This window comes from Candidatus Pelagibacter sp. (assembly GCF_052049815.1).
In the GTDB taxonomy this organism is placed as follows: Bacteria; Pseudomonadota; Alphaproteobacteria; order Pelagibacterales; family Pelagibacteraceae; genus Pelagibacter.
Genome location: NZ_JBNGZG010000004.1, coordinates 22,380 through 48,305 on the forward strand (window position 1 = coordinate 22,380; position 25,926 = coordinate 48,305).

Annotated in this window: 25 protein-coding genes and 1 pseudogene; 12 read left to right on the forward strand and 14 right to left on the reverse strand. The window is 29.8% G+C overall.

Going from position 1 to position 25,926, the window contains the following annotated elements; genetic code table 11:
• Nucleotide 1: 1 nt before the first annotated feature.
• From ACTT9D_RS01520 to ACTT9D_RS01530, 3 genes are read right to left on the reverse strand one after another with little or no spacing between them, the layout of a single operon-like run.
• Complete coding sequence (locus ACTT9D_RS01520) at nucleotides 2-631, reverse strand: class I SAM-dependent methyltransferase (protein ID WP_440930122.1); 630 nt, start codon at nucleotides 629-631, stop codon at nucleotides 2-4.
• A gap of 5 nt (nucleotides 632-636) precedes the next feature.
• Nucleotides 637-1,644 carry a ribonucleotide-diphosphate reductase subunit beta gene (locus tag ACTT9D_RS01525; RefSeq protein ID WP_440930123.1) on the reverse strand — a complete coding sequence of 336 codons (1,008 nt, stop codon included), beginning with the start codon at nucleotides 1,642-1,644 and terminating at the stop codon, nucleotides 637-639.
• Nucleotides 1,635-3,569, reverse strand: coding sequence for a ribonucleoside-diphosphate reductase subunit alpha (locus tag ACTT9D_RS01530; protein WP_440930124.1), 1,935 nt, complete (start codon nucleotides 3,567-3,569; stop codon nucleotides 1,635-1,637). Before ACTT9D_RS01530 ends, ACTT9D_RS01525 begins: the two co-directional genes overlap by 10 nt.
• A gap of 156 nt (nucleotides 3,570-3,725) precedes the next feature.
• Between ACTT9D_RS01530 and ACTT9D_RS01535 the strand changes: the two genes are divergently transcribed.
• The gene (locus ACTT9D_RS01535; RefSeq protein WP_440930125.1) at nucleotides 3,726-5,180 is read left to right on the forward strand and encodes a phosphomannomutase/phosphoglucomutase; all 1,455 of its coding nucleotides are present in this window, start codon (nucleotides 3,726-3,728) and stop codon (nucleotides 5,178-5,180) included.
• Between the two features lie 9 nt (nucleotides 5,181-5,189).
• Here the strand turns inward: ACTT9D_RS01535 and ACTT9D_RS01540 are convergent, their stop codons facing one another.
• The 6 genes and pseudogenes from ACTT9D_RS01540 to ACTT9D_RS01565 all read right to left on the reverse strand — a co-directional run bounded on the left by ACTT9D_RS01540 (nucleotide 5,190) and on the right by ACTT9D_RS01565 (nucleotide 10,445).
• A complete protein-coding gene (locus tag ACTT9D_RS01540; RefSeq protein WP_440930126.1) occupies nucleotides 5,190-6,233 on the reverse strand; it encodes a hypothetical protein in 1,044 nt (347 codons plus the stop codon).
• A 150-nt stretch (nucleotides 6,234-6,383) separates the two neighbouring features.
• Nucleotides 6,384-6,797, reverse strand: a complete 414-nt coding sequence (locus ACTT9D_RS01545) for an HIT domain-containing protein (RefSeq protein ID WP_440930127.1) — start codon at nucleotides 6,795-6,797, stop codon at nucleotides 6,384-6,386.
• A 1-nt stretch (nucleotide 6,798) separates the two neighbouring features.
• On the reverse strand, nucleotides 6,799-7,584 hold the full coding sequence (locus tag ACTT9D_RS01550) for a sulfite exporter TauE/SafE family protein (protein WP_440930128.1): 786 nt from the start codon (nucleotides 7,582-7,584) through the stop codon (nucleotides 6,799-6,801).
• Nucleotides 7,585-7,624: 40 nt separating this feature from the next.
• Nucleotides 7,625-8,617: a tRNA dihydrouridine(20/20a) synthase DusA gene (gene dusA, locus ACTT9D_RS01555; protein ID WP_440930129.1), complete on the reverse strand. Its 993-nt coding sequence runs from the start codon at nucleotides 8,615-8,617 to the stop codon at nucleotides 7,625-7,627.
• A gap of 194 nt (nucleotides 8,618-8,811) precedes the next feature.
• Nucleotides 8,812-9,192, reverse strand: a pseudogene (gene rpoZ / locus ACTT9D_RS01560) (DNA-directed RNA polymerase subunit omega); the annotation flags it as partial.
• Nucleotides 9,193-9,236: 44 nt separating this feature from the next.
• Complete coding sequence (locus ACTT9D_RS01565; protein ID WP_440930130.1) at nucleotides 9,237-10,445, reverse strand: MFS transporter; 1,209 nt, start codon at nucleotides 10,443-10,445, stop codon at nucleotides 9,237-9,239.
• 12 nt (nucleotides 10,446-10,457) lie between these two features.
• Between ACTT9D_RS01565 and ACTT9D_RS01570 the strand changes: the two genes are divergently transcribed.
• The 8 genes from ACTT9D_RS01570 to ACTT9D_RS01605 all read left to right on the forward strand — a co-directional run bounded on the left by ACTT9D_RS01570 (nucleotide 10,458) and on the right by ACTT9D_RS01605 (nucleotide 18,655).
• Complete coding sequence (locus ACTT9D_RS01570) at nucleotides 10,458-11,327, forward strand: NAD(P)-dependent oxidoreductase (RefSeq protein WP_440930131.1); 870 nt, start codon at nucleotides 10,458-10,460, stop codon at nucleotides 11,325-11,327.
• A 6-nt stretch (nucleotides 11,328-11,333) separates the two neighbouring features.
• On the forward strand, nucleotides 11,334-11,957 hold the full coding sequence (locus ACTT9D_RS01575) for a flavin-binding protein (protein WP_440930132.1): 624 nt from the start codon (nucleotides 11,334-11,336) through the stop codon (nucleotides 11,955-11,957).
• 6 nt (nucleotides 11,958-11,963) lie between these two features.
• Nucleotides 11,964-12,878 carry an ROK family protein gene (locus tag ACTT9D_RS01580; protein WP_440930133.1) on the forward strand — a complete coding sequence of 305 codons (915 nt, stop codon included), beginning with the start codon at nucleotides 11,964-11,966 and terminating at the stop codon, nucleotides 12,876-12,878.
• Nucleotides 12,879-13,043: 165 nt separating this feature from the next.
• On the forward strand, nucleotides 13,044-14,351 hold the full coding sequence (locus ACTT9D_RS01585; protein ID WP_440930134.1) for an ABC transporter substrate-binding protein: 1,308 nt from the start codon (nucleotides 13,044-13,046) through the stop codon (nucleotides 14,349-14,351).
• 95 nt (nucleotides 14,352-14,446) lie between these two features.
• Nucleotides 14,447-15,307: a carbohydrate ABC transporter permease gene (locus tag ACTT9D_RS01590; RefSeq protein ID WP_440930135.1), complete on the forward strand. Its 861-nt coding sequence runs from the start codon at nucleotides 14,447-14,449 to the stop codon at nucleotides 15,305-15,307.
• A gap of 2 nt (nucleotides 15,308-15,309) precedes the next feature.
• On the forward strand, nucleotides 15,310-16,122 hold the full coding sequence (locus tag ACTT9D_RS01595; RefSeq protein ID WP_440930136.1) for a carbohydrate ABC transporter permease: 813 nt from the start codon (nucleotides 15,310-15,312) through the stop codon (nucleotides 16,120-16,122).
• A gap of 6 nt (nucleotides 16,123-16,128) precedes the next feature.
• The gene (locus ACTT9D_RS01600; RefSeq protein WP_440930137.1) at nucleotides 16,129-17,568 is read left to right on the forward strand and encodes a mannitol dehydrogenase family protein; all 1,440 of its coding nucleotides are present in this window, start codon (nucleotides 16,129-16,131) and stop codon (nucleotides 17,566-17,568) included.
• Complete coding sequence (locus tag ACTT9D_RS01605) at nucleotides 17,561-18,655, forward strand: ABC transporter ATP-binding protein (protein WP_440930138.1); 1,095 nt, start codon at nucleotides 17,561-17,563, stop codon at nucleotides 18,653-18,655. The genes ACTT9D_RS01600 and ACTT9D_RS01605 overlap by 8 nt, the downstream gene beginning before the upstream one ends.
• 14 nt (nucleotides 18,656-18,669) lie before the next feature.
• On the opposite strand, the gene ACTT9D_RS01610 is transcribed toward ACTT9D_RS01605, so the two are convergent.
• Nucleotides 18,670-19,179 carry a gamma carbonic anhydrase family protein gene (locus ACTT9D_RS01610; RefSeq protein WP_440930139.1) on the reverse strand — a complete coding sequence of 170 codons (510 nt, stop codon included), beginning with the start codon at nucleotides 19,177-19,179 and terminating at the stop codon, nucleotides 18,670-18,672.
• Between the two features lie 20 nt (nucleotides 19,180-19,199).
• Between ACTT9D_RS01610 and ACTT9D_RS01615 the strand changes: the two genes are divergently transcribed.
• Nucleotides 19,200-19,754: a thioredoxin family protein gene (locus ACTT9D_RS01615; RefSeq protein ID WP_440930140.1), complete on the forward strand. Its 555-nt coding sequence runs from the start codon at nucleotides 19,200-19,202 to the stop codon at nucleotides 19,752-19,754.
• Nucleotides 19,754-20,836, forward strand: a complete 1,083-nt coding sequence (locus ACTT9D_RS01620) for a glycosyltransferase family 4 protein (RefSeq protein WP_440930141.1) — start codon at nucleotides 19,754-19,756, stop codon at nucleotides 20,834-20,836. The genes ACTT9D_RS01615 and ACTT9D_RS01620 overlap by 1 nt, the downstream gene beginning before the upstream one ends.
• On the opposite strand, the gene ACTT9D_RS01625 is transcribed toward ACTT9D_RS01620, so the two are convergent.
• Genes ACTT9D_RS01625 through ACTT9D_RS01635 form a run of 3 tightly spaced genes read right to left on the reverse strand, consistent with a single transcriptional unit; the run spans nucleotide 20,829 to nucleotide 23,811 of the window.
• Complete coding sequence (locus tag ACTT9D_RS01625; protein WP_440930142.1) at nucleotides 20,829-22,334, reverse strand: tripartite tricarboxylate transporter permease; 1,506 nt, start codon at nucleotides 22,332-22,334, stop codon at nucleotides 20,829-20,831. The two genes, ACTT9D_RS01620 and ACTT9D_RS01625, sit on opposite strands and share 8 nt — an antisense overlap.
• A complete protein-coding gene (locus ACTT9D_RS01630; RefSeq protein ID WP_440930143.1) occupies nucleotides 22,331-22,801 on the reverse strand; it encodes a tripartite tricarboxylate transporter TctB family protein in 471 nt (156 codons plus the stop codon). The genes ACTT9D_RS01625 and ACTT9D_RS01630 overlap by 4 nt, the downstream gene beginning before the upstream one ends.
• Nucleotides 22,802-22,830: 29 nt before the next feature.
• Nucleotides 22,831-23,811, reverse strand: coding sequence for a tripartite tricarboxylate transporter substrate binding protein (locus ACTT9D_RS01635; RefSeq protein WP_440930144.1), 981 nt, complete (start codon nucleotides 23,809-23,811; stop codon nucleotides 22,831-22,833).
• Nucleotides 23,812-23,891: 80 nt separating this feature from the next.
• On the opposite strand from ACTT9D_RS01635, the gene ACTT9D_RS01640 reads away from it, so the two are divergent.
• Entirely contained in the window at nucleotides 23,892-24,959 is a 1,068-nt protein-coding gene (locus tag ACTT9D_RS01640; RefSeq protein ID WP_440930145.1) for an AbrB family transcriptional regulator, read from the forward strand.
• Here ACTT9D_RS01640 and ACTT9D_RS01645 read toward each other — a convergent pair.
• Complete coding sequence (locus ACTT9D_RS01645; RefSeq protein WP_440930146.1) at nucleotides 24,956-25,897, reverse strand: glycosyltransferase family 9 protein; 942 nt, start codon at nucleotides 25,895-25,897, stop codon at nucleotides 24,956-24,958. The two genes, ACTT9D_RS01640 and ACTT9D_RS01645, sit on opposite strands and share 4 nt — an antisense overlap.
• Between the last annotated feature and the right edge of the window lie 29 nt (nucleotides 25,898-25,926).

Consider the following 25,926-nt stretch of genomic DNA (forward strand, 5'->3'; position numbering starts at 1 on the left):
ATTATTTTTTTTCAATTAAAGCAAATCGATTATTGAGTAATATTTTTTTTTGAAAGTTATTTTTTTCAACATATTCATCTATAGCTTTTTTTACTCCTGGTGCATATGAAAGATCATAATCATCACATAAAATCACACCATTTTTAATTATTACATCTTTTGATAAATTTAAATCATTCATAACTGTATCATAATCATGTCCACCATCTAAAAAAATAAAATCTATTTTTTCCATATCTATTTTTTGTAAAACTGTGTTTGAATTACCTTTAATCAAATGAGCATTATCTTTAAATTTTTTCAATAAGTCTCTTACAGCTTCAATACTGTAAGGATTTTGTTTTTTGATATATTTAAAGTAAAATTGTTTCAGTGGATTTTTGAAAATAGTGCTTGGAATAATTTCATTTTCATTTTCTAAACTTTCTTCAAATAAATCTATACCAATATATTTAAAATTTTTACCATGAATTTCATATAGTAACTCACAAACATTTCTTGAAGTAACACCATGAAAAACACCTATTTCCAAAAAAACTTTTGGTTTCTTTTTTCTTATTTCTTCTAGAAAATAGTCACCTACGCCTTTTTGTTTAAAGCTAGTTTTTCTAAAATACTTTTTGTATTTCAACTTGATTAACTAAATGCTTCTGTCCAAGTTCCTTGTGTAGATGCTTTAGAATATTCTGTTGCACGTCCTTCAAAGAAGTTCATATGCTCTACTGCATTCAGCATCGTATCCAACCAACCAAGAGGATTTTTTTCAACTTTATAAATTGGTTCTAATCCTAATTGATCTAATCTTCTGTTAGCAATAAATCTAATGTAATTCTTAACATCTTGAGCAGTTAATCCTTCCATTGGACCCATTTGGAAAGCTAAATCAATAAAAGCATCTTCATGATGCACTATTGTTCTGCATGCCTCATAGATTTCTTTCTTTAATTGAGGTGTCCATGTTTCAGGGTTTTCTTTAATGAAATCTTTAAACAATCTAATCATTGAATTACAGTGAAGAGTTTCATCTCTTACTGACCAAGTAACAATCTGGCCCATACCTTTCATTTTGTTGTGTCTTGGGAAATTTAAAAGGATTGCAAAGCTTGCAAATAATTGAAGTCCTTCAGTGAAAGCACTAAACACAGCTATTGTTTTAGCAATATCATGATTTGATTTAACATCAAAGCCTTGCATATAATCATATTTATCTTTCATTTCTTTATATTTCATGAAAGCTGAATATTCTGACTCTGGCATACCAATTGTATCTAATAAATGAGAGTAAGCCGCAATATGAACCGTTTCCATTGAAGCAAATGCAGACATCATCATTAAAACCTCAGTTGGCTTAAATACATTCATGTAATGTCTAATATAACAGTTACTTACTTCAACATCAGCTTGAGTAAAAAATCTAAAAATCTGAGTAAGTAAATTTTTTTCTGATGGGCTTAAATTTTTTTGCCAATCTCTTACATCATCTCCAAGTGGTACTTCTTCTGGTAACCAGTGAATTCTTTGTTGTGTTAACCATGCATCATAACACCAGGGATATCTAAATGGTTTGTAGACAGGATTCCCTACTAGTAATCCATTATTATTTTTTGTTGTTTCCGTATTCTTAATATTTTCTGCTACTGACATGATAAACACTCCTCGTATTCTGGTTCACTACTTGTTGATTTATTTTTATAAACATTAGCAAGAACATCTGTAGATTTTGCATCATTAACGTTCTCCGCTCTCTGAATTGATTTTGATCTACAATAATAAAGGCTTTTTAGGCCTTTTTTCCAAGCATCAAAATGTATTTTGTGAAGCTCTCTCTTATGTACATCTGCAGGTAAAAATAAATTTACTGATTGCGCTTGAGATATATAAGGAGTTCTATCTCCACTTAGTTCTATGATCCATTTTTGATTTAACTCAAAAGCTGTTTTAAAAACATCTTTTTCTAAATCAGTTAAGAAATCTAAATGAGAAACTGAGCCTTGATTTGTAGTAATACTTGACCAAGTTTCTTCATCATTTTTTCCATGATTTTCTAAAATTTCTTCTAAATATCTATTTCTAACATTAAATGAACCTGACAATGTTTTGTGTGTGTAACTATTAGCAGCGATAGGTTCTACTCCTGGTGATGCACCACCACAAATAATCGAAATCGATGCTGTTGGAGCTATTGCTGTTTTATTAGAAAATCTTTCTTGATAACCATACTCAGCTGCGTCTGGACATGCTCCTCTTTCTTCAGCTAAATCTTTTGAAGCTTGATCAACTTGATCGCTAATGTGTTTAAATATTTTTTTATTCCATGACTTTGCCATTACCGACTCTAATGGAATTCTTTTTTGTTGTAAAAATGAATGAAAGCCCATTACACCTAAACCAACACTTCTCTCTCTTTCGGCAGAATATTTTGCGTCTTTAAATTGATCTGGAGCTTTATTAATAAAATCACTTAGAACATTATCTAAAAATCTCATCACATCTGGAATCATATCTTTGTCATCTTTCCACTCATCATATTTTTCTAAATTTAAAGATGATAAACAACATACAGCTGTTCTATCATTTCCATCTTTATCAATTCCAGTAGGTAAAGTAATCTCACTACACAAGTTTGAAGTTTTAACTGTTAAGTTTGCTAACTTGTGATGTTGTGGAATTTGTCTGTTAACTGTATCAATGTAAATAATATAAGGTTCACCTGTTTCTATTCTTGCAGTTAGCAACCTAATCCAAAGATTTCTTGCTGATATAGTTTGTTGTATTGAACCATCAGCTGGACTTTTTAATGCCCATTGATCGTCTGTTTCAACTGCTCTCATGAAAGCATCTGAAATCAGAACACCGTGATGTAAGTTTAAAGCTTTTCTATTTGGATCACCTCCAGTTGGTCTTCTCATTTCTATAAATTCTTCTATTTCAGGATGATCTATTGGTAAATAACATGCTGCAGATCCTCTTCTAAGAGAGCCTTGGCTAATTGCCATTGTTAACGAGTCCATTACTTTGATGAATGGAATAATGCCCGAAGTCTTTCCTACTCTTCCAATTTTTTCTCCGATTGATCTAAGGTTACCCCAATAACTTCCAATACCACCACCCTTAGCAGCTAACCAAACGTTCTCACTCCATAAATCTAAAATTCCGCCTAAACTATCCGAAGCTTCATTTAAGAAACATGAAATTGGCAAACCTCTTTTCGTACCACCGTTTGATAAAACAGGAGTTGCTGGCATAAACCAAAGGTTGCTAATGTAGTTATAAATTCTTTGAGCATGTAAATTATCATCTGCATATGTGCTTGCTACTCTTGCAAACAAATCTTGAAAAGATTCATTCTGCCCTAAATATCTATCTAATAATGTAGCCTTACCAAAATCAGTTAAATTACTATCTCTAGATCTATCAATTTTAATGATAATTCCTTTGTCATTTTGAAATAACTCAGTTTGATTATTTAATGAAAAGAGATCTGGTCTTTTGCTTTCAGAAGCTTCTTTAACCTCTGGCGTATATTCAGAGACAGCTTTCTTGATTGCTAATGACAATATTTTGTTCATAAATTCTAACTTTTTTTAGTATTTTGGTTAAAACAACTATATGTTGTATGCACAAATCAGTAATACACTATATGCCTAGTAATACAACAGAACATATATAGAACAATGAAAAAAAAGATCAATAAAATTATTGAAAAAAATGTAAGTAATTAACAGATGAATCGCAATATAAAAATCGACCCTTATGGCTTTAGAGAATATGACGCACGATGGCTATATGAAAAAGACATCAATAAAGATGGAATCATAAATTTAGGAAAAGGTTTAGGTACTCAAATAAAGTTACATACAAAAAAAGAAAATCCAAGAATTATAGTTGGACATGATTACAGGTCTTATAGTGAAGAAATTAAGTCAGCTTTAAAGGAAGGTTTAATATCAACAGGATGCAATGTTGAAGATGTTGGTTTGTCTTTGTCACCAATGGTTTATTTCGCTCAATTTAATCTAAATTCCGATGCAGTTGCAATGGTGACTGCGAGCCATAATGAAAATGGTTGGACAGGTGTAAAAATGGGAATTCAAAAAGGTTTAACGCATGCACCTGATGAAATGAAAGAATTGAAAGAAATTACTCTTAATGAAAAATTTCTAACTGGAAATGGAAATGAGAAACAAATTAAAGATTTTGATAAAATTTATAAACAAGATTTAATTGAAAAAAATAAAATAGAAAAAAAGATTAAAGCTGTTGTTGCATGTGGAAATGGTACAGCTGGAGTTTTTGCTCCTGATATTCTAAGAGGAATAGGTTGTGAAGTAATAGAACTTGACTGTAAATTAGACTGGACCTTTCCAAAATACAATCCTAATCCAGAGGATTTAGAAATGTTACATGCAATAGCAAAAGCAGTTAAAGATAATAATGCAGATATTGGTTTTGGTTTTGATGGAGATGGAGATAGAGTTGGAGTAATAGACGATAAAGGAAATGAAATATTTTCAGATAAAATTGGATTACTGATCGCAAGAAATCTAGCTACTAATCATAAAAATTCTAAATTTGTAGTTGATGTAAAATCAACTGGTCTTTATTCAACAGATAAAGTTTTAAGAGAAAATAACTGTGAAACAATATATTGGAAAACAGGACATTCGCATATTAAAAGAAAAGTAAATCATGAAAAAGCGCTTGCTGGCTTTGAAAAAAGTGGTCATTTCTTTTTTAATCAACCACTAGGATATGGATATGATGATGGAATAAATTCTGCAATTCAAGTTTGCCATTTATTAAATAATCAAAACAAAAAAATGAGTGAAATTATAAATGAATTACCAAAAACTTATCAAACTCCTACTATGGCTCCTTTTTGCAAAGATGAAGAAAAATATAATGTAGTTGAAAAATTAGTGAAAGAAGTTCAAAAGATAAAAGAAGACAAAAAACTTATAGATGATCAAAATATAAGTGAAGTATTAACGGTTAATGGTGTAAGATTTTCTTTTTCCGATGGATCTTGGGGTTTAATAAGAGCTTCATCAAATAAACCCTCATTAGTAGTGGTAACTGAAAGTCCAACCTCTGATGATAGAAAGAAAAAAATATTTGATTTTATTGATGATCTACTTCAGAAAACTGGTAAAATAGGTGAATACGATCAAAAAATTTAATTTTTTAAACTATTCAGACTTATTATCTTTTACATCTTCAGAAGTTGAATTTTTTACTTTATCGTAACTTTCGTCACTATAAAATTTCCTAATTAATTCCTCTTCTTTTTTTCGTTGTTCTTCATCGAATTTTCTTTCCCATTCTTTAATTCTTCTATTTTCTTCTTCTATTCTTTTTTCTTCAGCAATTTTTTCTTGGTAAGCTCTTTCTCTTTCTTCTTCAATTCTTTTTTGTTTTTCTTCCTCTAATCTAATTTCTTTTTCTCTTTCCCTTCTTTCATTTTCTTTTGCAATCTTTTCTCTTTCTTCCTCTTTAAGTTTTTCTTCTTTTAATCTTAATTCTTCCTCTTTAGCTCTTTGTTCGGCTTGTTCTTTTAAAATTTGTCTTTCTATCTCTTGTTGACGTTCAATTTCTAAATTTCTTAGTCTTTCCTCAGTTTCTTTAAGTTTTTCTTGTTCGTATTTCAATTTTCTTGCAGCTTCTCGTAATCTTTGTTCCTCTTCCAATCTTTTTTGTCTTTCAATATCTTTAAGTCTTAGTTTTTCTTGTCTTTCTTTTTCTTTTTCATCTCTAATTCTTTGCGCTTCTAATTCTTTCTGTTTTATTTGTTCCTCTTTAATCTTAATTTTTTCTTCTCTTACTCTCTGTCTTTCAAGCATTTTTATTCTTTGATCTTCTTCTCTAAGAATTCTTGCCTCTTCTCTTAATTTTTTAGCTTCTTCATCCTTGATTTTCTTTTGTTCAATTTTAATTCTTTGAGCTTCAATTTTTCTCCTCTTTTCTTCATTTTTTCTTTCTTGTCTCTCATTTTCAATTATGAGTTTCTTTTGAAGTAATAATTTTCTTTTTTCCTCTTTAATTTCATCTTGTTTTGCCTTTTTTTCTAATTTCTTCTCAAGAGCTAAATCTTTTTTCTTTTGTTTTGCTAAATCTTTTTCATATTTGGCTTTTTGTTTTGCTTTGTTTTTTTTGTAATCATTTATGAAATTGAATATTGAATCCTTTGTTTTTGATATAGGATCTTTTAGGTCTATTTTTTTCTTCTTATACATAATTAAAAATTATCAATTTCAAGAAATTTATCAAAGATTACGTGTGTCTGATTTGGGCTTAATAACTTCAAAATACAACTAACAAGTGTTCATAAAACTGTAAAGAATCATTTATTATTTAAAATGTGAGGTGATGGAGGGAGACTGAAGTCACCTCTTTTTTTTTGAGAAGACTTCTCTAATTTTACTTATATTAAAATCTAATTCTTTTTTTTTATAATTTTTTGCCTTAGCGACCCAAACAGGTAATGGCCAAGTTGCATCTGTTTTTTTTCTAGCAATTATATGGATATGTAATTGAGGCACAATATTACCTATTTTTTCAACGTTTAATCGAGATGTTTTAAAAACTTTCTTCATAATATTACTGCAATAAACAATCTCTTCTATTAATTGATTGCGATCATTTTTTTTAAGATCTGTAATATCTGTTACACTTTTTCTTTTCGGAATTAAGATAATCCAAGGAAAATTGGAATTATCAATTATTCTAATTGAGCAAAGTTTTAAATCAAAAATATAATGTGAGGATTTAAGGAAGTTTTTATTAACTTTGTTAACCATTCTATAATTTAAAATATTCGTATAAAAACTTTGAAGCTATTACCAATAAAAAAATACCAAAAAATTTACTAATTTTATTTTTATCAATTTTATGAACGGTTTTGGCTCCTATTCGTGCCATGAAAGTTGTAATTGGAATAAAGATTAAAAAAGCAGGTACATTCAAAAAACCAATACTTAAAGGCAAATTTGTCTTTAAATAGCTTCCAGAAATAAGAAATCCTCCCGCACCAAATAAAGCTATTAAAAACCCAATTGCTGCTGCACTTCCTATTGCTTTATTAATTGAATAACCAAAAAATTTCAAAATTGGAACGTTCATAATTGCTCCACCAATACCCATTGGAGCAGATAAAAAACCAACTATAAAACCAAATATTATTTTTAAACTTAATTTAATTTCTTTAATTACACTTTGTTCTTTCTCTTTAAGAAGAAGTAAATAGAAGCTTAATAAAAAAATAATTACTGAAAAAAATAAAACTAAAGCCTTAGTTTTTAAAGATGCAGCAAATATAGTTCCAGCAACTACTCCTGATACAACAAATAAACCATAGCTTTTGACTATTTCAAAATCTACAGCTTTAAATTTATGATGAGTCATAACAGATACAGTAGATGTTGGTATTATAATCGCAAAAGATGTGCCTACCGCAAGATGCATAACATATTGTGGATCAACTCCTAATTGATTAAAAATATAGTAAAGAAATGGAACTGTAATTAAACCACCACCAATTCCAAATAAACCTGCAACAAAACCTACTGGTATAGCAGTTAAAGCCATTAATAAAATTACATAGGAATATTCATATGATATAATTGAACTAAGCAGAAGTACCTACGCTACGATCAAAATTATTAAATTTTACTTTATCCATTATATGATCAATTTTTTTCACATCTGCATCACGTACACACATATTTTCACTTAAATACCTTTTCCAGAAACTTGCACCTGACTGACCATGAAATAATCCTAAAGTATGTCTCATTATTTGATTTAGTCTTGTTCCCTTTTTTAATTCAGATTTTACATAAGGAATAAGTTGTTCAATAACATCTTGTCTACTTGGTACATTTTCATTATCAAATATTTCTCTTTCAATATCAGCTAATAGATAAGGTGTGTGATAAGCTGCTCTTCCAATCATAACGCCATCAGTTTTTTCTAAATGAGGTTTGATTTCTTCAACAGAAGTAATACCTCCATTAATTATAATTTCATCTTCAGGAAAATCTTGTTTTAATTTATAAACATAATCATATTTTAAAGGTGGAATGTTTAAATTTTGTTTTGGAGTAAACTTACCTAACATTGCTTTTCTTGCGTGAATTATAAAAGTCTTAATACCAACTTTTTTTAATATCGAGATAAAATTATGAAAGTTTTCATAATCTTCAACATTATCATAGCCAATTCTTGTTTTGATTGTAACTGGTAGTTTGGTAACAGCTTTCATTTCAGCTAGACAATCTGCAACTAAATTTGGTTCCTTCATCAAACAAGCTCCAAATTTATTTTTTTCTACTTTTCTGCTGGGGCATCCTAAATTTAAATTAATTTCATCATAACCAAAATCTTCACCAACTTTAGTAGCTGATGCTAATAATTTAGGAGATGAACCACCTAATTGTAATGCAACAGGTTTTTCTTCAATGTTAAATTCTAAAAGTTTCCTTTTATCTCCTCTATTAATTGCTTCATCGACAACCATTTCAGTATACAAAAGAGTATTTTTTGAAATTAGTCTTAAAAAATATCGTTCGTGACGATCTGTGCAATCCATCATAGGAGCAACTGAAACTTTCCTATTCATAACAATGATTTTATATTATTTTATTAAGAGTTTGAAGTGTCAGTATCTTCAGTGTTTTCATCAGCAACTTGTTCTTCGCTAGCTGATACATCTTCTAAAGAAACTTCAGATTGATCAGATGGACTTTCTTGATCTGCAGTCTCGTCTGCAACTGGAGTTTCAACTTCCGGAGTAGCTGTTTGTGATAATTCGGCTAAATCCTCTTTTGATACTTGAATTTTTTCAGGAGTTTTTCTTGCTCTTTTAGATGGCAAAATAGGTGCACCACTTTTTGATATTTCACCTTTATATAAGCTTTCAAAATCATCACCAATTTCTTCATCATCTTCAGATCCATCATCAACTTGTTCTACATGTTTTCTTAGTTTGTATATTGCTGCTTCTGATAAATCTGGAACCTTAACTGTTTCTTCTGCTATTTCTCTTAGAGCAATTACTGTGTTTTTATCATTATCTCTATCTAAAGTCGGTTCAATGCCTGAACTTAATTGTGCAGCTCTTTCTTTGGCTACCAATACCAATTCATATGGACTTTCAACTTTATCGATACAATCTTCTACTGTTACTCTTGCCATGCGCAGTATCTACACAGGGATTAAAAGAAAAGCAAGGAGAAATTCTATAAATATTGAGGATTTAGTTTGTTTTTTATCGAAAATAATAGAACAAACATCAATAAAATATACGTTCCAGAAAAAGTTGCTATTTGCTCGATTGTAAAACCTTTATCAATAAGAAAACCAAATAATGCTGTACCAAATGCAGTTGAGAACACCATTAATGCTGAAGTCATTGCTTTAATCCCACCTATAAATTTAACTCCATAAAGTTCAGCCCAAGTGGATGAGCCCAAAACATTGGCAAAACCATTTGTGACTCCCATCAAGCCCAAAAATATAAAAGATGAAAAAGGATTGTCGAAAAAAATTAATATCAAAGTTGCAAGCATCAATGGGATATTGGTAAATATCAATAGTTTCCTGCTAGTAAACTTATCGATTAAAAAACCAGTTACAAATAAAGTAATTACAGATAATATTGAATAAGCCATAAAGGATTGAGCGATAACGTAAGGACCCCATTCTTTAGAGGACTGAACAAATGATTGAAAAACTGCAAAACCAGTAAAGATCCAAGGCATCGCCAATAAATTTCCACAAATAATGTAAAATTTATAATCTTTTAAAACTTCAGTTCTTTTCCATTGTTTAATTTTATTTTCATTTTCATTTTTTTTGTTTTCGGATTCTCTGGAATCTATATCTAATTTTCTTATCAAGAATACTGAAGATACAGGAAGAAATAATATAATTAATAAAGAAAAACTTACCCAAAGATCTCTCCAATCTAAAAAAGTTAATAGATATACTATTGCTACTGGTAATAAAAATTCTGCTGATGACAAACCTAACCAAGCAGTACTTAAGGCCTTTCCTCTAGATTTATCAAAAAATCTTGAAATTGTTGTTGTTGCGGTATGAGACATTAAACCTTGGCCAAACAATCTCATTAAAAAAATTGCTAAAAATAAAAAAACAATTGAATTTATTTTTGAGAATAAAAATGATGAAATACTTAAAGAAATTATAACAAAGAAAGCAAATCTAATTGCATTTACATCATCAATTTTTTTTCCTAACCATATTAATATAAAACTACTTAATAAAGTTGCTGAAGCATAAATAGAACCAAATTGACCATGAGATATAGAAAGTGCGTCTCTAATACTTGAATTAAATAATCCTAAAAAAAAACTCTGTCCAAAGCTTGAAAAAAATGTAAAAATAAACCCAAATATAATTACTTTTAAACTTAAACTTTTAAACATAGAAAAAAAATTATGACTTGTAATGTTGCTTTCATAGGTCTTGGTGTAATGGGCTACCCAATGGCTGGTTATATATCAAAAGCCGGACACAATGTAACTGTTTTTAACAGAACAACAGCAAAAGCTGAAAAATGGGTTAATGAATATAAAGGTAAAATGGCAGAAACGCCTGCTGAGGCTGCCAAAGATGCTGAATATATTTTTACATGTGTTGGAAATGATAACGATTTAAGAGAAGTTACATTTGGAGATAAAGGAGCATTTAAAACAATTCAAAAAGGATCTGTATACATAGACAACACTACAGCATCAGCAACAATTGCAAGAGAAATTTACGACCACGCAAAAAAAAGTGGTTTTGGTTCTTTAGATGCACCAGTGTCAGGTGGCCAAGCTGGAGCTGAAAATGGTGCGTTAACAGTTATGATTGGTGGAGATCAAGCTGACTTTGATAAAGCGAAAGATAAAATTGATTGTTACAGTAAAAAAATAAAATTACTTGGTAATGCTGGAAGTGGACAACTTGCAAAGATGGTAAATCAAATTTGTATAGCTGGACTTGTTCAGGGTTTATCTGAAGGAATTAATTTTGGAATGAAAGCAGGTCTTAATATGGAAGATGTAATTGAAGTTATTTCAAAAGGTGCCGCTCAATCTTGGCAAATGGAAAATAGATACAAAACAATGATTGATGATAAATTTGATTTTGGTTTTGCGGTTGATTGGATGAGAAAAGATTTAAAAATTGCTATGGAAGAAGCTAAAAATAATGGCTCGTCACTACCTATTACAGAAATAGTCGACAAATACTACGGTGAAGTTCAAGAACTTGGTGGAAATAGATGGGATACCTCAAGTTTAATCAAAAGATTTAGAAAGTAAAATTGTATGCAACCAGCATACTATGAAAATTTTGATGAAATCATCAAAAAGATCTGGCTTATGTTGGATGACTCAGTAAAAAATAGAAGCTCTCAATTTAGAATACCTACTTTCATTTGTGGAAATCAAAATGATTTAGATGGACGTATTGTTGTGCTAAGAAAATCAAAGCAAAAGGAGAGATTGTTACAATTTCATAGCGATATACGATCTGATAAAATTCTAAAACTAAAATCTAACAATAAGGCTGCTATGTTATTTTATGATAAAGACGAAAAGATACAAGTGAGAGCAAAAGTTGAATGTGTAGTTAATCATAAAAATGAAATCACAAAAGAGTCTTGGATAAACACGGGTCACATAAGTAGAAAATGTTACCTTGTAGACAGTGGACCTGGAACTGAGTCAGAAAACCCCACATCAGGCTTAAGACCAGAACTAGATAATTTCGACTATACTCATGAAGAGAGTGAAAAAGGTTATGAAAATTTTACCGTAATACAATGTAAAATAAATTCTTTAGAGTGGTTGTATTTAGCAGCCAAGGGTCATAGAAGAGCTAAATTTGAATATGGAGATAATTTAGGATCAGAAACTACATTCATAAAAAAAACTTGGCTTATACCTTAACAGAACATGAATAAAAAATTTAAAATAGGGATAGATTATGGTGGAACCAAAATTGAAGCTATTCTGATTGATGAGAATGGAAAAGAAATAAAAAGAGAAAGATCAGGTTATGACAAAAATTATAAGTCAGGAATAGAAACTGTAAAAAAATTTGTTGAAAATTTTAAACAAGAATCAAGTCAAGATGCAACAGTTGGCATAGCTATACCTGGTTTTTTATCAAATGAAACTGGCTTAGTTCACAATGCTAACTCTGATTGGTTAAATAAAAAATCTTTTAAAAAAGATTTGGAAAAAGAATTGAGCTGTGAAATTAAAATGATGAATGATGCTAATTGCTTTACGCTTTCAGAGTCTATTGATGGGGCTGGTAAAGATTTTAAAAGTGTTTTTGGTGTCATAATTGGAACTGGTTTTGGTGGCGGTTTATCCTTTAATAAAGAAATAATTGAAGGTGCAAATCAAGTTGCAGGAGATTGGGGTCACCAACCATTGCCCTATCCGACTGAAGATGAAAAAAATACAGAAATAAAATGTATTTCTCCAACATGTGGAAGACCATTATGTGCAGAACAATTCATTTCAGGAACAGGCTTTGCAGATAACTTTAACAAAAAATATAACACAAATTATAAATCACCCGAAATTGTAGAATTAGATAAAAATAATGATGAAAGAGCAAATAAAGAATTTGAATTATATGAGGATAGGTTTGCAAGACTAATTGGAGTAATGATTGGAATATTTGATCCAGAGGCAATTATTTTGGGTGGTGGAATGTCAAATGTTGAGAGATTATATAAAAATCTACCAAATATTATTCCTAAATATACTTTTTCAGAAAAGGTCAGAACTAAAATTTTAAAAAATAAACATGGCGACTCAAGTGGTGTTAGAGGAGCTGCCTGGCTGTGGAATTAAAATTTCAAACTATGGTTGTAAGTATAAAAGTAAGTAAAAATCGATTAAGCTTAATGCGACATATAGAACTATTCTATACATATAACTGAATTATAATTAAATTTTTGTTGTTAGAATTATTCAAGAAATTAAAATCCAAAATTATTAATTAATAAAGAGAGAGATATGAAAAATATAAAAAACTTAATTGTTGCATTATTTGCTCTTTTATTTGCTACTACTGCAAATTCAGAGACAATTAAAGTTGCAACAGTAAACAATGGTGACATGATTAGAATGCAAGGTCTAACAAGTGACTTTACTTCTAAAACTGGCATTAACGTTGAATGGGTAACTTTAGAAGAAAACGTTCTAAGACAAAAAGTTACTACAGACATAACTACTAAAGGTGGACAATTTGATGTTCTTACAATTGGAACTTATGAAGTGCCAATTTGGGGAGGAAAAAATTGGTTAAATGAATTAAAATTTAGCGCCGCTTACGATGTAGATGATTTATTACCTGCTATAAGAAGTGGTTTATCAGTTGATGGTAAATTATATGCTGCTCCTTTCTATGGTGAGTCTTCTATGATTATGTATAGAAAAGACTTAGTTGCTAAAGCAGGTATGACTATGCCTCAACAACCAACTTGGGGAGAAGTTTATGATATTGCTAAAGCAATCACTGAAGGAAACGATGGAGTTTATGGTGCTTGTTTAAGAGGTAAACCTGGTTGGGGTGAAGGTGGAGCTTTCATTACAACAGTTGCAAACGCATTTGGTGGAAGATGGTTTGATGAAAACTGGCAACCACAAATGAATAGCCCTGAGTGGAATGCTGCAGTTTCATTTTATGTTGACTTATTACAAAACTATGGTCCTCCAGGAGCATCTTCAAATGGTTTCAATGAAAACCTTGCTTTATTCAATGAAGGTAAATGTGGAATGTGGATTGATGCAACAGTTGCAGCAAGTTTTGTGACAAACCCTAAACAATCAAAAGTACATGACAAAGTAGACTTTGCACAAGCACCTTGTGCTGTAACTTGTAAAGGTTCTAACTGGTTATGGGCTTGGTCTTTAGCAATTCCAGGTGGTTCTAAAAAAGTTGATGCGGCTACAAAGTTTATTGATTGGGCTACATCAAAAGAATACCTTGAGTTAGTTGCTTCTAAAGAAGGATGGGCAAACGTTCCTCCAGGAACAAGAACTTCTTTATATAAAAACCAAACTTATTTAAATGAAGCTCCTTTTGCAGCTATGACTTTAAATGCGATCAATACTGCCGATCCATCTTTTAATGGTACTTTAAAAAAGAAACCATACATGGGTGTACAGTTTGCAGCTATTCCTGAGTTCCAAGGAATTGCAACATCTGTAAGTCAGCAAGTATCGTCTGCATTAGCAGGAAAAATTTCAGTGGAAAAAGCATTAAACAATGCTCAAAAGATTGCTGAAAAAGAAATGAAAAAAGCTGGTTATATCAAATAATTTTAACTAAGACTTTTTAAATATTAAAGGCCACTAATCTATTTGAATTAGTGGCCTTTATTTTATTTTAAACTAAATTAACTTAAAGTTTTCTTATGAAAAATAAGTTTATTTCTAGAGCAACATCCTATCCTACAATCACTCTTTTATTTATCTGGATGGCTGTACCATTGGGTATGACAATTTATTTTTCATTTCTAAGATACAGTTTAATGAATCCGGATGTTCAAGATTTTACTGGTATTTTAAACTACGAATATTTTTTAACTGATTTTGCTTTTTTAGAAGCTTTGTGGAATACATTCGTTTTAGTTTTTTCTGTTTTAATTGTTTCAGTATTGTTTGGAATTGCATTTGCACTGTTATTAAACCAAGACTTTTTTGGCAGAGGTTTCGCAAGAATTTTAGCAATAGCTCCTTTTTTTATAATGCCTACTGTTAGTGCATTAATTTGGAAAAACTTATTTATGAACCCTGTTTCAGGTTTATTTGCATGGTTACTATCTTTATTTGGTTTAGATCCTATTGACTGGTTTACACATGTTCCGATGCTTTCAATAATAATAATTGTTTCATGGCAATGGATACCATTTGCCACTCTAATATTACTGACAAGTTTACAATCAGTTGACAAAGATCAAGTAGAAGCAAGCAAGATAGATGGTGCAAATCAACTTCAAATTTTTAGATACGTAACATTGCCTCATTTATTAAGACCAATTGCAATTGTTATTTTAATTGAAACTATATTCTTATTAACTATTTTTGCTGAGATTTTTGTTACCACAACTGGTGGACCAGGTTTAGCCACAACAAACCTAGCATTTTTAGTTTTTACTGAAGCGTTATTAAAATTTGATATTGGGATAGCATCTGCTGGGGGAGTAGTTGTAGTAATCCTCGCTAATATAGTTGCGTTCTTTTTAGTAAAAATGATTGGAAAAAATTTACAATAATTATGAAAAAAAAAATTACTCTAACTTTTTTAGCTTGGTTAATTTCCTTGATGATGTTTTTTCCAATTTTATGGATGATTGTCACATCATTTAAAACTGAGTTAGATGCTGTAGCTATTCCACCTCTATTTTTTTCTTTTGAACCAACAGTTGAAAATTATGGAATTGTTCAGGAAAGAAGTAACTATTTTAGATTTGCTTTAAACTCTGTAATTATTTCTTTCGGTTCCGCAATATTAGGATTAATTTTATCTATACCAATTGCATGGTCTATGTCTTTTCATCCTACAAAAAGAACTAAGGGAACTTTGTTATGGATATTATCAACAAAAATGATGCCACCAGTTGGAGTATTAATTCCAATATATTTAATTTTTAGAGACTTATCACTACTAGATTCAAAAATTGGAATGATTGTAGTTTTATGTTTTGTAAATTTACCAATAATGATCTGGCTTTTGTATTCGTACTTTAAAGAAATTCCTAATGAAATTCTAGAGGCAGTAAGAATAGATGGTGCAAACACTTTTCAAGAAATAATTTATGTTTTGCTGCCACTCTCATTGCCTGGGTTAGCATCTACTACTCTGCTTTGTATTGTGCTTGCTTGGAATGAAGCTTTTTGGACCTTAAATTTAACATCAGTTGATGCAGCACCACTCACAACATTTATAGCTTCCTATTCAAGTCCTGAGGGTTTATTTTATGCAAAACTATCTGCAGCATCTACTTTATCAGTTTTGCCTGTTTTATTTTTAGGTTGGTTAACTCAAAAGCAATTAGTCAGAGGCTTAACTTTTGGAGCTGTTAAATAGATGATTTTGAAAAATGAAATAAATCAAAATTCTATACAATTAATTGAGAGTAGTTTTGAAAAAAAAAAATTAAAACCAGGTATTTTGCATATTGGTGTGGGTAATTTTCACAGATCTCATCAAGCTTACTTAGTTGATGAATATATAGAAAAAAACTCAGAATTTAATTGGGGAATTGTTGGATTAAATCTAATCTCAAATAGCTCGAATATTATTAATAATTTAAAAAAACGTAATGGTGATTATATATTAAAGACTATTTCATCAAATGGTGATGTTAAATATAAAAATATTAAATCAATTATTGATCTAAATGACTGGTCTACTGACAAAGAAAATTCAGAAAAAATATTAAATAATGAAGATATTCATCTAGTAACAATCACAGTTACTGAAACTGGTTATTTTTTAAATGAAAAGAATGAGCTTGATCAAAATAACGAATTAATAAAAAATGAATTAAATAATAAAATATCTAATTCAATTTATTCGTATTTGAGAATTGCTTTAAATAATAGAAAACAATCAATAAACAAACCAATTACTATTCTTTGTTGTGATAATCTAAGAGAAAATGGAAAGATTTTAAAAAATTCATTAATTAAATACTTAGAGTTAATTAATGATAAAGAATTAATCAATTGGTTATCAAAGAACGTAACCTTTCCTTCATGTGTTGTGGATAGGATTACTCCTAGAACACCAGAAAACTTGGCTGCGGAAATAGAAAGTAATTTCAATGTAAAAGAAAATTGCTCAGTTCTTTCTGAAGATTTCATTCAATGGGTAATAGAGGAAGATTTTGCAGCTCCATTTCCCGCACTAGATCAATTAGACAATGTATATTTTGCATCAAATGTAATTAACTATGAAGAAACAAAGATAAGAGTTTTAAATGGTGGTCATTCATGTTTGGCATACTTTGGTGCTCTAAAAGGACTGAATACATTTGATCAATGTTTCAAAGAAAAGTTTTTAGACAACTTTTTTAAAGAATTAGAAAATGAAGAAATTTTACCTGCACTTGGAAATATGGATCCAATAAAATTGCCTGAATATCTCAATACTATTTATAATCGATTTAAAAACTTTTATATAAGTGATGCACTTGAAAGAATTTGTATGGATGGTTCAAGTAAATTTCCAATTTTTGTAATACCTACAATAGAAAAAAGTTTTTTGAAAAATAAAGAGCCTCATAGAGCTATTACATCAATCGCAAGTTGGTATATATTTATGAAAAAAATTAACAACAATGAAATAAAGTTTAATTACATAGATCCAAAATGGGAGTGGTTAAAATATTTTTTACAAGAAAATAGAATTGATGATTTCTGTTCAAATAAAGATCTTTGGGGCGATTTACCTGAAAGATTTCCTAGATTTAAAGAAATATTAAGATTAAAAATTAAAGATATTAACTTTTGGAATAACTTAAATGGCTGACATAAAAATTAATAAACTTAATAAATTTTATGGTGATTTGCACATCATTAAAGATATTGATATCGAAATTGAAGATAAATCCTTTACTGTATTAGTTGGTCCTAGCGGAAGTGGAAAATCCACAATGTTAAGGATGATTGCGGGCTTAGAGGAAATTAATTCTGGAGAGATATCAATTGATGATAAAATTGTAAATAAACTTGATCCAAAAGATAGAGAAATAGCAATGGTATTTCAATCTTATGCTTTATATCCACATATGAATGTTTTTGACAACATGGCCTTAGGTTTGAAATTAAAAAAAACTCCAAAGGATGAAATTGAAAAAAAAGTGCATGAAGCAGCAAAAATTTTACAATTAGATGATTATTTGGACAGATTACCAAAACAATTATCTGGGGGTCAACGTCAAAGAGTAGCAATTGGAAGAGCTATCACAAGAGATCCAAAAATTTTTTTGTTTGATGAGCCTTTATCAAATCTAGATGCAAAGCTAAGAGTGGAGATGAGAAGAGAATTGAAGAAACTTCATCAAAACTTAAAAACGACTATGGTATATGTGACTCACGATCAAACTGAAGCAATGACTTTAGGTACGAAAATAGCGTTAATGAATAATGGCAGAATAGAACAGTATGATACCCCTGCTAACATCTACAATAATCCAAAAAGTGTATTTGTGGCTGATTTTGTTGGGTCACCGCCAATGAATTTTATAAAAGGGAAAATTATTGATGAAAATAATAAAAAAAATTTTTTACCTGATGGCGCTGAGAGTAAATTTAAAATACTGGTTGATAATAAAGATTTAATTTCAAATAACACAAATCAAGTACTTTTAGGAATAAGACCAGAACATATTTTTTTTAAGAAAGAACATGCGGTAAGAGTATCTAAAGATGAGAATTTTGCTGAGATTAAAGTTACCCCAATATTAAATGAATACGTTGGGCATGAGCAAATTATTACTTTTGATTATTTGGGCCAAGAAGTACTTGGGAAATTTTCATCCTCAATTTCAATTGATATTGGTAGAGAAATAATTCTATACATCGACTTAAATAAAATATGTTTTTTTGATCAATAGAGGATAATTAAATTTTATTTTATAGCAGAGTACTTTTTCCAATTTTCTTGGTAATGCTTAGTATTTTCTAATACAGCTTTTTTCTCTTCTTCTGTAACTTCTCTGATAACTTTTCCAGGTGATCCTACTATTAACGAATTATCTGGTATCTCTTTATTTTCGGTTATTAAAGCTTTGGCACCTATAATACAATTTTTTCCAATTTTAGCTTTGTTAAGAATTACAGCTCCAATACCAATTAAACTATTATCTCCAATTGTGCATCCATGGAGCATAACCATATGTCCGATAGTTACATCTTTTCCAACTTTTAAAGGACAACCAGGATCCGTATGAAGAACGCTTCCATCTTGTACATTTGAACCCTCACCTATAAATATATTTTCAATATCTCCTCTTAAAACTGCATTAAACCAAATACTTGAATTTTTTTCTAATGTAACGTCACCAATTATAGTTGCATTAGGTGCAACCCAATTTTCACCTGAACTTTTTGGTTTTTTATCTTTTAAATCGTAAAACATAATTTATATATTAGTACATCATGCCCATACAAACTCCAATATGTGATTTTGGCCAAAAGGCTCACGACTTTGAATTAAAATCAACTGAAAATAAAATTTTGTCACTGAATGATATCAAAGGTGAAAATGGAACTTTAATAATGTTTATTTGCAACCACTGTCCGTATGTTAAAGCAATCACAAAAGATATAGTAGAAGATTGTGTTGAATTAAAAAAAATTGGAATTAACTCAGTTGCTATATGTGCAAATGATCCAATTAATTATCCTGAAGATTCATTTGAAAATATGATTAAATTTGCTGAAAAAAATAATTTTTCTTTTCCTTATTTAGTTGATGAAACTCAAGAAATTGCAAAGACTTACGATGCTGTGTGTACTCCAGATTTTTTTGGCTACAATAAAAATCTAGAGCTGCAATACAGAGGTAGAATGAGAGAACTTAAAAACCTAATTCCAGTTAGAAGTGGTGAAAGTGATCTTTTAAAAGCAATGAAACAAATAGCTGAAACTGGAAAAGGACCAGAGGATCAAATCCCAAGTGCTGGTTGTAGTATTAAGTGGAAAAATAATTAATGTATTTGATTGTAACAAGATCATTCCCTCCTGAATTAGGTGGTATGCAAAGTTTGATGTGGGGTCTTGCACGTGAAATGTCAAAAAATTTTATGATTAAGGTATTTGCTGATTATAAAGATGGACATAAAGATTTTGATGAACAAGCTAATTTTTCAATTGAAAGAGTTGGAGGAATAAAATTCTTAAGAAAAATCAGAAAATCTCAGTTAATCGATGAATTTACTAAAGAAAACAAAGTAAAAGGTATAATTGCTGATCACTGGAAAAGTTTAGAGCCACTAAAATCCAAGAATAAAAAATATTGTTTAATTCATGGAAAAGAAATTAATCATCCTAAAGGAAGTGGTTTAAATAAAAGAGTTTTAAATGTTTTAAATAATATTGAAAAAGTCATTGCAAATTCTCAATATACAAAAAATCTAGCAGTTGAACTTGGAGTATCAGAGGAGAAAATAATAGTAATCAATCCAGGAGTAGATCCAGCAAAAAGTTTGGATAAAAAGTCATTATCTAAAGTTGAAAGTTTATTAAAAATAAAAAAACCAAGATTAATTACAGTCTCTAGATTTGATAAAAGAAAAAATCATGACAAAGTAATAATGTCACTTAGAAATTTAAAACAAATCTATCCTGATATCGTTTACATATGTATTGGTTATGGAGACGAGGAAGAAAATATTAAAAGTTTAGTAAAAGAACTTGATCTCGAATCTCAAGTTATGTTTTTCAAAGATATTAGTGATGATTTAAAAAATGCTTTAATAGCAAGTTCAAATATTTTTATAATGCCATCTGTAATTCATAAAAAATCTGTTGAAGGTTTTGGTATTGCCTACGTAGAAGCTGCTCAATATGGAATTCCATCAATTGGAGGTAAAGATGGAGGTGCTGCAGATGCAATAGAAAATGAAAAAACAGGATTAATTTGTGATGGGAATAATTTAGATGACATATATTCATCTCTAATAGCAATGCTTAATAGTAATAAATACATTGAATATGGAAAAAATGCTAAAGAATATGTTTCTAAGTTTCAGTGGGAAAAAATATTAGACGAGTACAAAAAAATTTTTAACTAAGATTTTTTTTTGTTAAAGTTTTATAAATATGCCAAAAAACAATAAGTATTGTTGTTATTAATATACAAATTGTAAGAGTTCTATCCCATAAAAATTCCCAAGATCCATTACTTAAAAGTAAAGATCTTCGTAAATTTTCTTCCATTAAACCACCAAGAACAAATGCTAATATAAGTGGTGGCATTGGAAAATCATAAAGTCTTAAGAATGTTGCCACAACTGCTATTCCAATCATTAAATAAATGTCAAAATTATTAAATGACATTACATAAATACCTGTAATGGAAAAAAATAATATTAAAGGAATTAAATAATTTTTTGGAACTGCAAGAATTCTGGCTATGTATGGGATTAAAGGTAAGTTTAAAATTAATAGAACTACCATTCCAATGTACATCGACATAATAACTGACCAAAAAATTTCTGGATTAGTCATGTAAAGTCTTGGACCTGGCTGAATACCAAATCCTAATAAAGCACCCAACATTACTGCTGTTGTTCCACTTCCAGGAATACCTAAAGTTAACATTGGAACAAATGAGCCTGAACATGCTGCATTGTTTGCTGTTTCAGGAGCAGACAATCCATTTACACTACCCTTTCCAAACTTTTCTTTTTCTTCATCTTTAACTAAGTTTCTTTCCATTCCGTAAGCTAAGAACGATGCGATAGTTGCACCAGCTCCAGGCAAAACACCAATTAAAAAACCAATAACTGATGATCTAGGAATAGTTTTGTACATTTTTCCTCTTTCTTCTTTATTTATTTTAATTGAACCTAATTCAGTTAATGAAACTTGCTTGGCAGCAGCTGTTGGATCATTTCTTTTTAAAATAATTGTCAACGCTTCACTCATTGCAAAAGTTGCCATCACTACAAGAACGAAGCTTATCCCATCAGTTAAATTCATATTGTTAAAAGTAAATCTTGTAATATCTGATAAAGAGTCTTGTCCAACTGATGCTAGCATTAAACCAAGTACCACCATCATCATTGCTTTTAAAAACTGTCCTTTTGATGAAAAAGCTGCAATAGCAGTTAATCCTAAAATCATTAATGCAAAATAATCAGGTGATCTAAATGATAAACTCACTTTAGATAAACTAGGTGCCATAAATAATAAATAAATTGCAGATAATGTACCTCCTGCAAATGAACTCCATGCTGCAATAGCTAAAGCTTTTCCAGCTTTACCTTGTTGAGCCATTGGATAACCATCAAATGATGTGGCAACCGTTCCTGGAACACCTGGTGCATTTAATAAAATCGAAGATGTTGAACCACCAAAAACTGCACCATAATAAACTCCTGCCATTAAAATTAATCCAGTAGCAGGATCAAAACCATAAGTAATAGGGATCATCAAAGCGATCGCAGTCATAGGACCAAGACCTGGTAACATTCCAATTATTGTTCCAAAGAAACAACCAATCATCACCATGAAGATATTTTTAAATGTAAGAGCTGTTGTTATACCAATTAGTATTCCTTCAATCATCCCATCACTCCAATATATTTTAAGAAAGGATCTCTTAAATAGATATCAAGGATTCCATGTAACAAATACATAAAAGCTGCAACAAATGGGAAAGATAGTAGAAACATTAATATCCATCTTCTTTCACCCAAAAAATAATAAGAAGCAAACAAAAATAATGAAGTAGTTAAAAAATATCCAACTTTTAAAATTGTTGCACCGTAAATAATTGCGATAATAATTAATAAGGCAGTTTTTTTATATTCTAAATTTCTGTGTTCAACTTTAATAGTATCAGGATCAGGTAAAATTAATTTTAAACCAGAAAAAAATAAACCAGAGTAACCTAAATAAATTGGAAATGTTCTGGCATTAAAAGGTGCATTTTCATCAAATGCGAAAACTTGGATTTGATAAGCTGTATATAAATAAAATGCTGAAAAAATAAAAAAGAGCAGTGATATAATTTTTGTAGTATTTATATTCACTGCTCTTTAAATTAATTAACCCAAAAGGATTAAATAACTCCTAGTTTTTTCATAAGAGCTGTCATTTCTTTAGTTTGAGTTTTTAAAAACTTAACAAACTTTTTGTCTGGGTTATAAATATTAACCCAAGCATTTCTTGCTCTTACAGCTTCCCATTCAGGAGTTTTTTGTACATCACCTAACATTTTAGCAATAGCTTTTTTGTCTTTATTGCTCATGCCTGGAGGGCCAAAAAATCCTCTCCAGTTAACGAATTGTACATCATACCCTTGTTCTTTAAGTGTTGGTGCATCTGGTGCATCAGCAACTCTATCAGGTGCAGTAATACCAATAATTCTTACTTGGTCTCTTGCTCCCATAAGTTCACCTAAACCTGTAGAAATAATTTGTGTTTCTCCAGATAAAAGTCCAGCTAATGCTTTACCACCTGCATCATAAGGAATGTAAGCTACATCATTTGGATTTGCTCCAGCAGCTTGAAATGCTAAAGCACCAATTAAATGGTCCATACTTCCTCTAACAGAACCACCAGCCATTTTAATTGAGCTAGGGTTTGCTTTATATGCTTTCACAACATCTTCAAAGTTTTTGTAAGGCGAATCTTTAGCAACTGCGATTGCACCGTAGTCACCAATTACTCCAGCGATTGGCACAACATCTTTATAAGATAAAGTTCCACTACCACTTACATAACCTTTGTGTCTTGTGATTGATCTTAAAACTAATGGTGTAGATTGTACTAAGATAGTATTTTCAGGCTTAGTATTAATCATGTAAGCTAATGCTTTACCACCACCACCACCAGACATATTTTCAAATGATGCGCTTTTTAAAAAACCAGATTTTGTTAAAGCTTCTCCAGTGCCTCTAGCAGTTCCATCCCAACCACCACCAGCACCACCACCAATTACAAAGTGTAATTTTTCAATTGCAATTGAGTTAACTGTTGTTGTTGATAATAGAAGAGCTGCTGAGAACAAAACTGAAAAAAAAGATTTAATTAGTTTCATTATTTCCTCTCGTTGTTATATTTAATATGCCAAATTAAACATATTTTGAATAATATAGTCAACAACCAAAGATGGAATAAATGTTTAAAGCGATTCACTTTAACCGAGAGAATTTAAATCAAATATTTACAAAAAAATTCTTAATAGTAATTCTAATCTCTATTCCAAGTGCAATTGTTGCAGATTTTTTTAATATTCCTCTTGCTTGGATGATCGGTCCAATGATTGCGACATCTTTGATTGCTTTAAATGGCTTCCAAGTTTTAATGCCAAAAATAGCTTTGAGCTCAATATTAATTATCTTAGGACTTCATATTGGAAATTACATTGATCAAAATCTTTTTAGTCAAATGATTAATTGGATTTGGACAACCGTAATAATGTTTTTTTACATTGTTGTTAGTATTTTAGTTGTTTCAAAATATTTACAAAAATTTTCAGGATATAAAGAAAAAACATCAATATTTTCTGCTGCTCCAGGTGCCTTGGGTCCTTTAATGATTTTAGCTGAATATGAAAAATCAGATTTATCTCAAGTGGCAACAGCACATTTGATTAGATTAATAATTATAATAACTTTATTCCCTTTTATAATTGTTAATCTCTATCCCTCTGAAGCTTTGGAATTAGAAAAATTTGATTACATGTCTCAAAACCACTTGGATTTAGTCTTATTAATAATAGCTTCATTAATATTCATTTTCTTTTTTGATAAATTTAAAGTTCCAGCAGCACTCCTATCTGGAACATTAGTTGCAAGTGGTGTCTTACAAATATTTGATATTGCCTCTTATAAATTACCAGACTTCTCAATCAATTTTTGTTTATTAATTTTAGGAGCATCTGTTGGGTGTAGATTTGCTAATAAAACTTTTAAAGAGGTTGCAAGCAATTCTTTTCATGGATTAGTTGCGACCATACTTTTAGTTCTACTAGGTTTAGGCGCAGCATACATTGCAACTTTTTTTGTTGATAATAATTTTTTAAGTTTGATTTTATCTTTCTGTCCTGGTGGTATTTATGAAGTAGCTGTAATTGCTATTGCTTTTGACTTGGAGCCAGATTTTGTGGCTTTTCATCATATAATAAGATTATTATTCATACTTTTTACAGTTCCAGTAATTTTGAGAATATTTAACAAAAATTAAGAAATAGTATCCAATAATCTTTCAAAAACTCTTTCTGCACTTAGTTTGTTCAAATCTTCAACTTGAATTGGTTTAAAGTTTTCTCTTTCAATACTTACTTTGTAGGCAGTTGTATGTTTACCAAATAGAGTTAAACCTTTAGCTCCAACATGTGCAGCAATGTGTGCGGGTCCAGTATCATTTGCAATAACAAAAGAGCTTTTTTTAATAAATGCTGTAAGTTGTGAAATATTTAAAGCTTTATCATTATCTAATATTGGAATTGCTTTTAAGTTTTTAGCATCATCTATTTCGTTTGGTCCTGGAACTGTAATAATTTTGTATTCTTCATTAAATTTTTTTAAAATTAAATCAGTAAGCTCATCATAATAAGGCCATTTTTTTAATGTTAAATGGGGTGAGCAAAAAGGAAATAAAAGAATATATTTTTGTAAATTATATTTTTTTAATATTTCATCAATATTTGAACAAGCCCAATTAAAATCTGGTTTTAATGTATTATTAGTTTTTAAATTTGAAGTTTTTAATTGATGATCAAACCTCTCTAGAACTGAAATTTTGTCGAACTCTTCTTTATTTTTATCATCTGGTAAAGTTGTAATCGAACTAGACCAAATTTCACTTGTTGCTTTTGGGAATAAAATATTTTTATAAAAACTTGTTCTTGATGAATTTTGAAGATCAAAAACTTTTGTAAAATTGTGTTTTTTTAATTCTTTCATTAAAGAATAGAGATAAAAGATATTCATTCTTGACAATCTTTTGTCTAAAATAACTTCGTGAATATGAGGATTTTTCTTAAATAATTCGAAATATGGCTTTGTAGTTAATAAAAAAATCTTATCATTTGAATGGTTTTCAAAAATATCTTGAATAGCACCACTTGCTTGAGCTATATCTCCGAGAGAACCATGTTTGATAATTAATATATTAGACATTATTATCAATCTAACACAGAATTAATTAT

Coding starts and splice junctions, on each gene's coding strand:
- ACTT9D_RS01615 (WP_440930140.1), top strand. CDS start 19,200: ATGCCCATACAAACTCCAATATGTGATTTTGGCCAAAAGGCTCACGAC.
- ACTT9D_RS01590 (WP_440930135.1), top strand. CDS start 14,447: ATGAAAAATAAGTTTATTTCTAGAGCAACATCCTATCCTACAATCACT.
- ACTT9D_RS01645 (WP_440930146.1), bottom strand. CDS start 25,897: ATGTCTAATATATTAATTATCAAACATGGTTCTCTCGGAGATATAGCT.
- ACTT9D_RS01595 (WP_440930136.1), top strand. CDS start 15,310: ATGAAAAAAAAAATTACTCTAACTTTTTTAGCTTGGTTAATTTCCTTG.
- ACTT9D_RS01525 (WP_440930123.1), bottom strand. CDS start 1,644: ATGTCAGTAGCAGAAAATATTAAGAATACGGAAACAACAAAAAATAAT.
- ACTT9D_RS01625 (WP_440930142.1), bottom strand. CDS start 22,334: ATGATTGAAGGAATACTAATTGGTATAACAACAGCTCTTACATTTAAA.
- ACTT9D_RS01635 (WP_440930144.1), bottom strand. CDS start 23,811: ATGAAACTAATTAAATCTTTTTTTTCAGTTTTGTTCTCAGCAGCTCTT.
- ACTT9D_RS01580 (WP_440930133.1), top strand. CDS start 11,964: ATGAATAAAAAATTTAAAATAGGGATAGATTATGGTGGAACCAAAATT.
- ACTT9D_RS01540 (WP_440930126.1), bottom strand. CDS start 6,233: ATGTATAAGAAGAAAAAAATAGACCTAAAAGATCCTATATCAAAAACA.
- ACTT9D_RS01605 (WP_440930138.1), top strand. CDS start 17,561: ATGGCTGACATAAAAATTAATAAACTTAATAAATTTTATGGTGATTTG.
- ACTT9D_RS01565 (WP_440930130.1), bottom strand. CDS start 10,445: ATGTTTAAAAGTTTAAGTTTAAAAGTAATTATATTTGGGTTTATTTTT.
- ACTT9D_RS01610 (WP_440930139.1), bottom strand. CDS start 19,179: ATGTTTTACGATTTAAAAGATAAAAAACCAAAAAGTTCAGGTGAAAAT.
- dusA (WP_440930129.1), bottom strand. CDS start 8,617: ATGAATAGGAAAGTTTCAGTTGCTCCTATGATGGATTGCACAGATCGT.
- ACTT9D_RS01545 (WP_440930127.1), bottom strand. CDS start 6,797: ATGGTTAACAAAGTTAATAAAAACTTCCTTAAATCCTCACATTATATT.
- ACTT9D_RS01620 (WP_440930141.1), top strand. CDS start 19,754: ATGTATTTGATTGTAACAAGATCATTCCCTCCTGAATTAGGTGGTATG.
- ACTT9D_RS01575 (WP_440930132.1), top strand. CDS start 11,334: ATGCAACCAGCATACTATGAAAATTTTGATGAAATCATCAAAAAGATC.
- ACTT9D_RS01535 (WP_440930125.1), top strand. CDS start 3,726: ATGAATCGCAATATAAAAATCGACCCTTATGGCTTTAGAGAATATGAC.
- ACTT9D_RS01530 (WP_440930124.1), bottom strand. CDS start 3,569: ATGAACAAAATATTGTCATTAGCAATCAAGAAAGCTGTCTCTGAATAT.
- ACTT9D_RS01585 (WP_440930134.1), top strand. CDS start 13,044: ATGAAAAATATAAAAAACTTAATTGTTGCATTATTTGCTCTTTTATTT.
- ACTT9D_RS01640 (WP_440930145.1), top strand. CDS start 23,892: ATGTTTAAAGCGATTCACTTTAACCGAGAGAATTTAAATCAAATATTT.
- ACTT9D_RS01570 (WP_440930131.1), top strand. CDS start 10,458: ATGACTTGTAATGTTGCTTTCATAGGTCTTGGTGTAATGGGCTACCCA.
- ACTT9D_RS01550 (WP_440930128.1), bottom strand. CDS start 7,584: ATGGCTTTAACTGCTATACCAGTAGGTTTTGTTGCAGGTTTATTTGGA.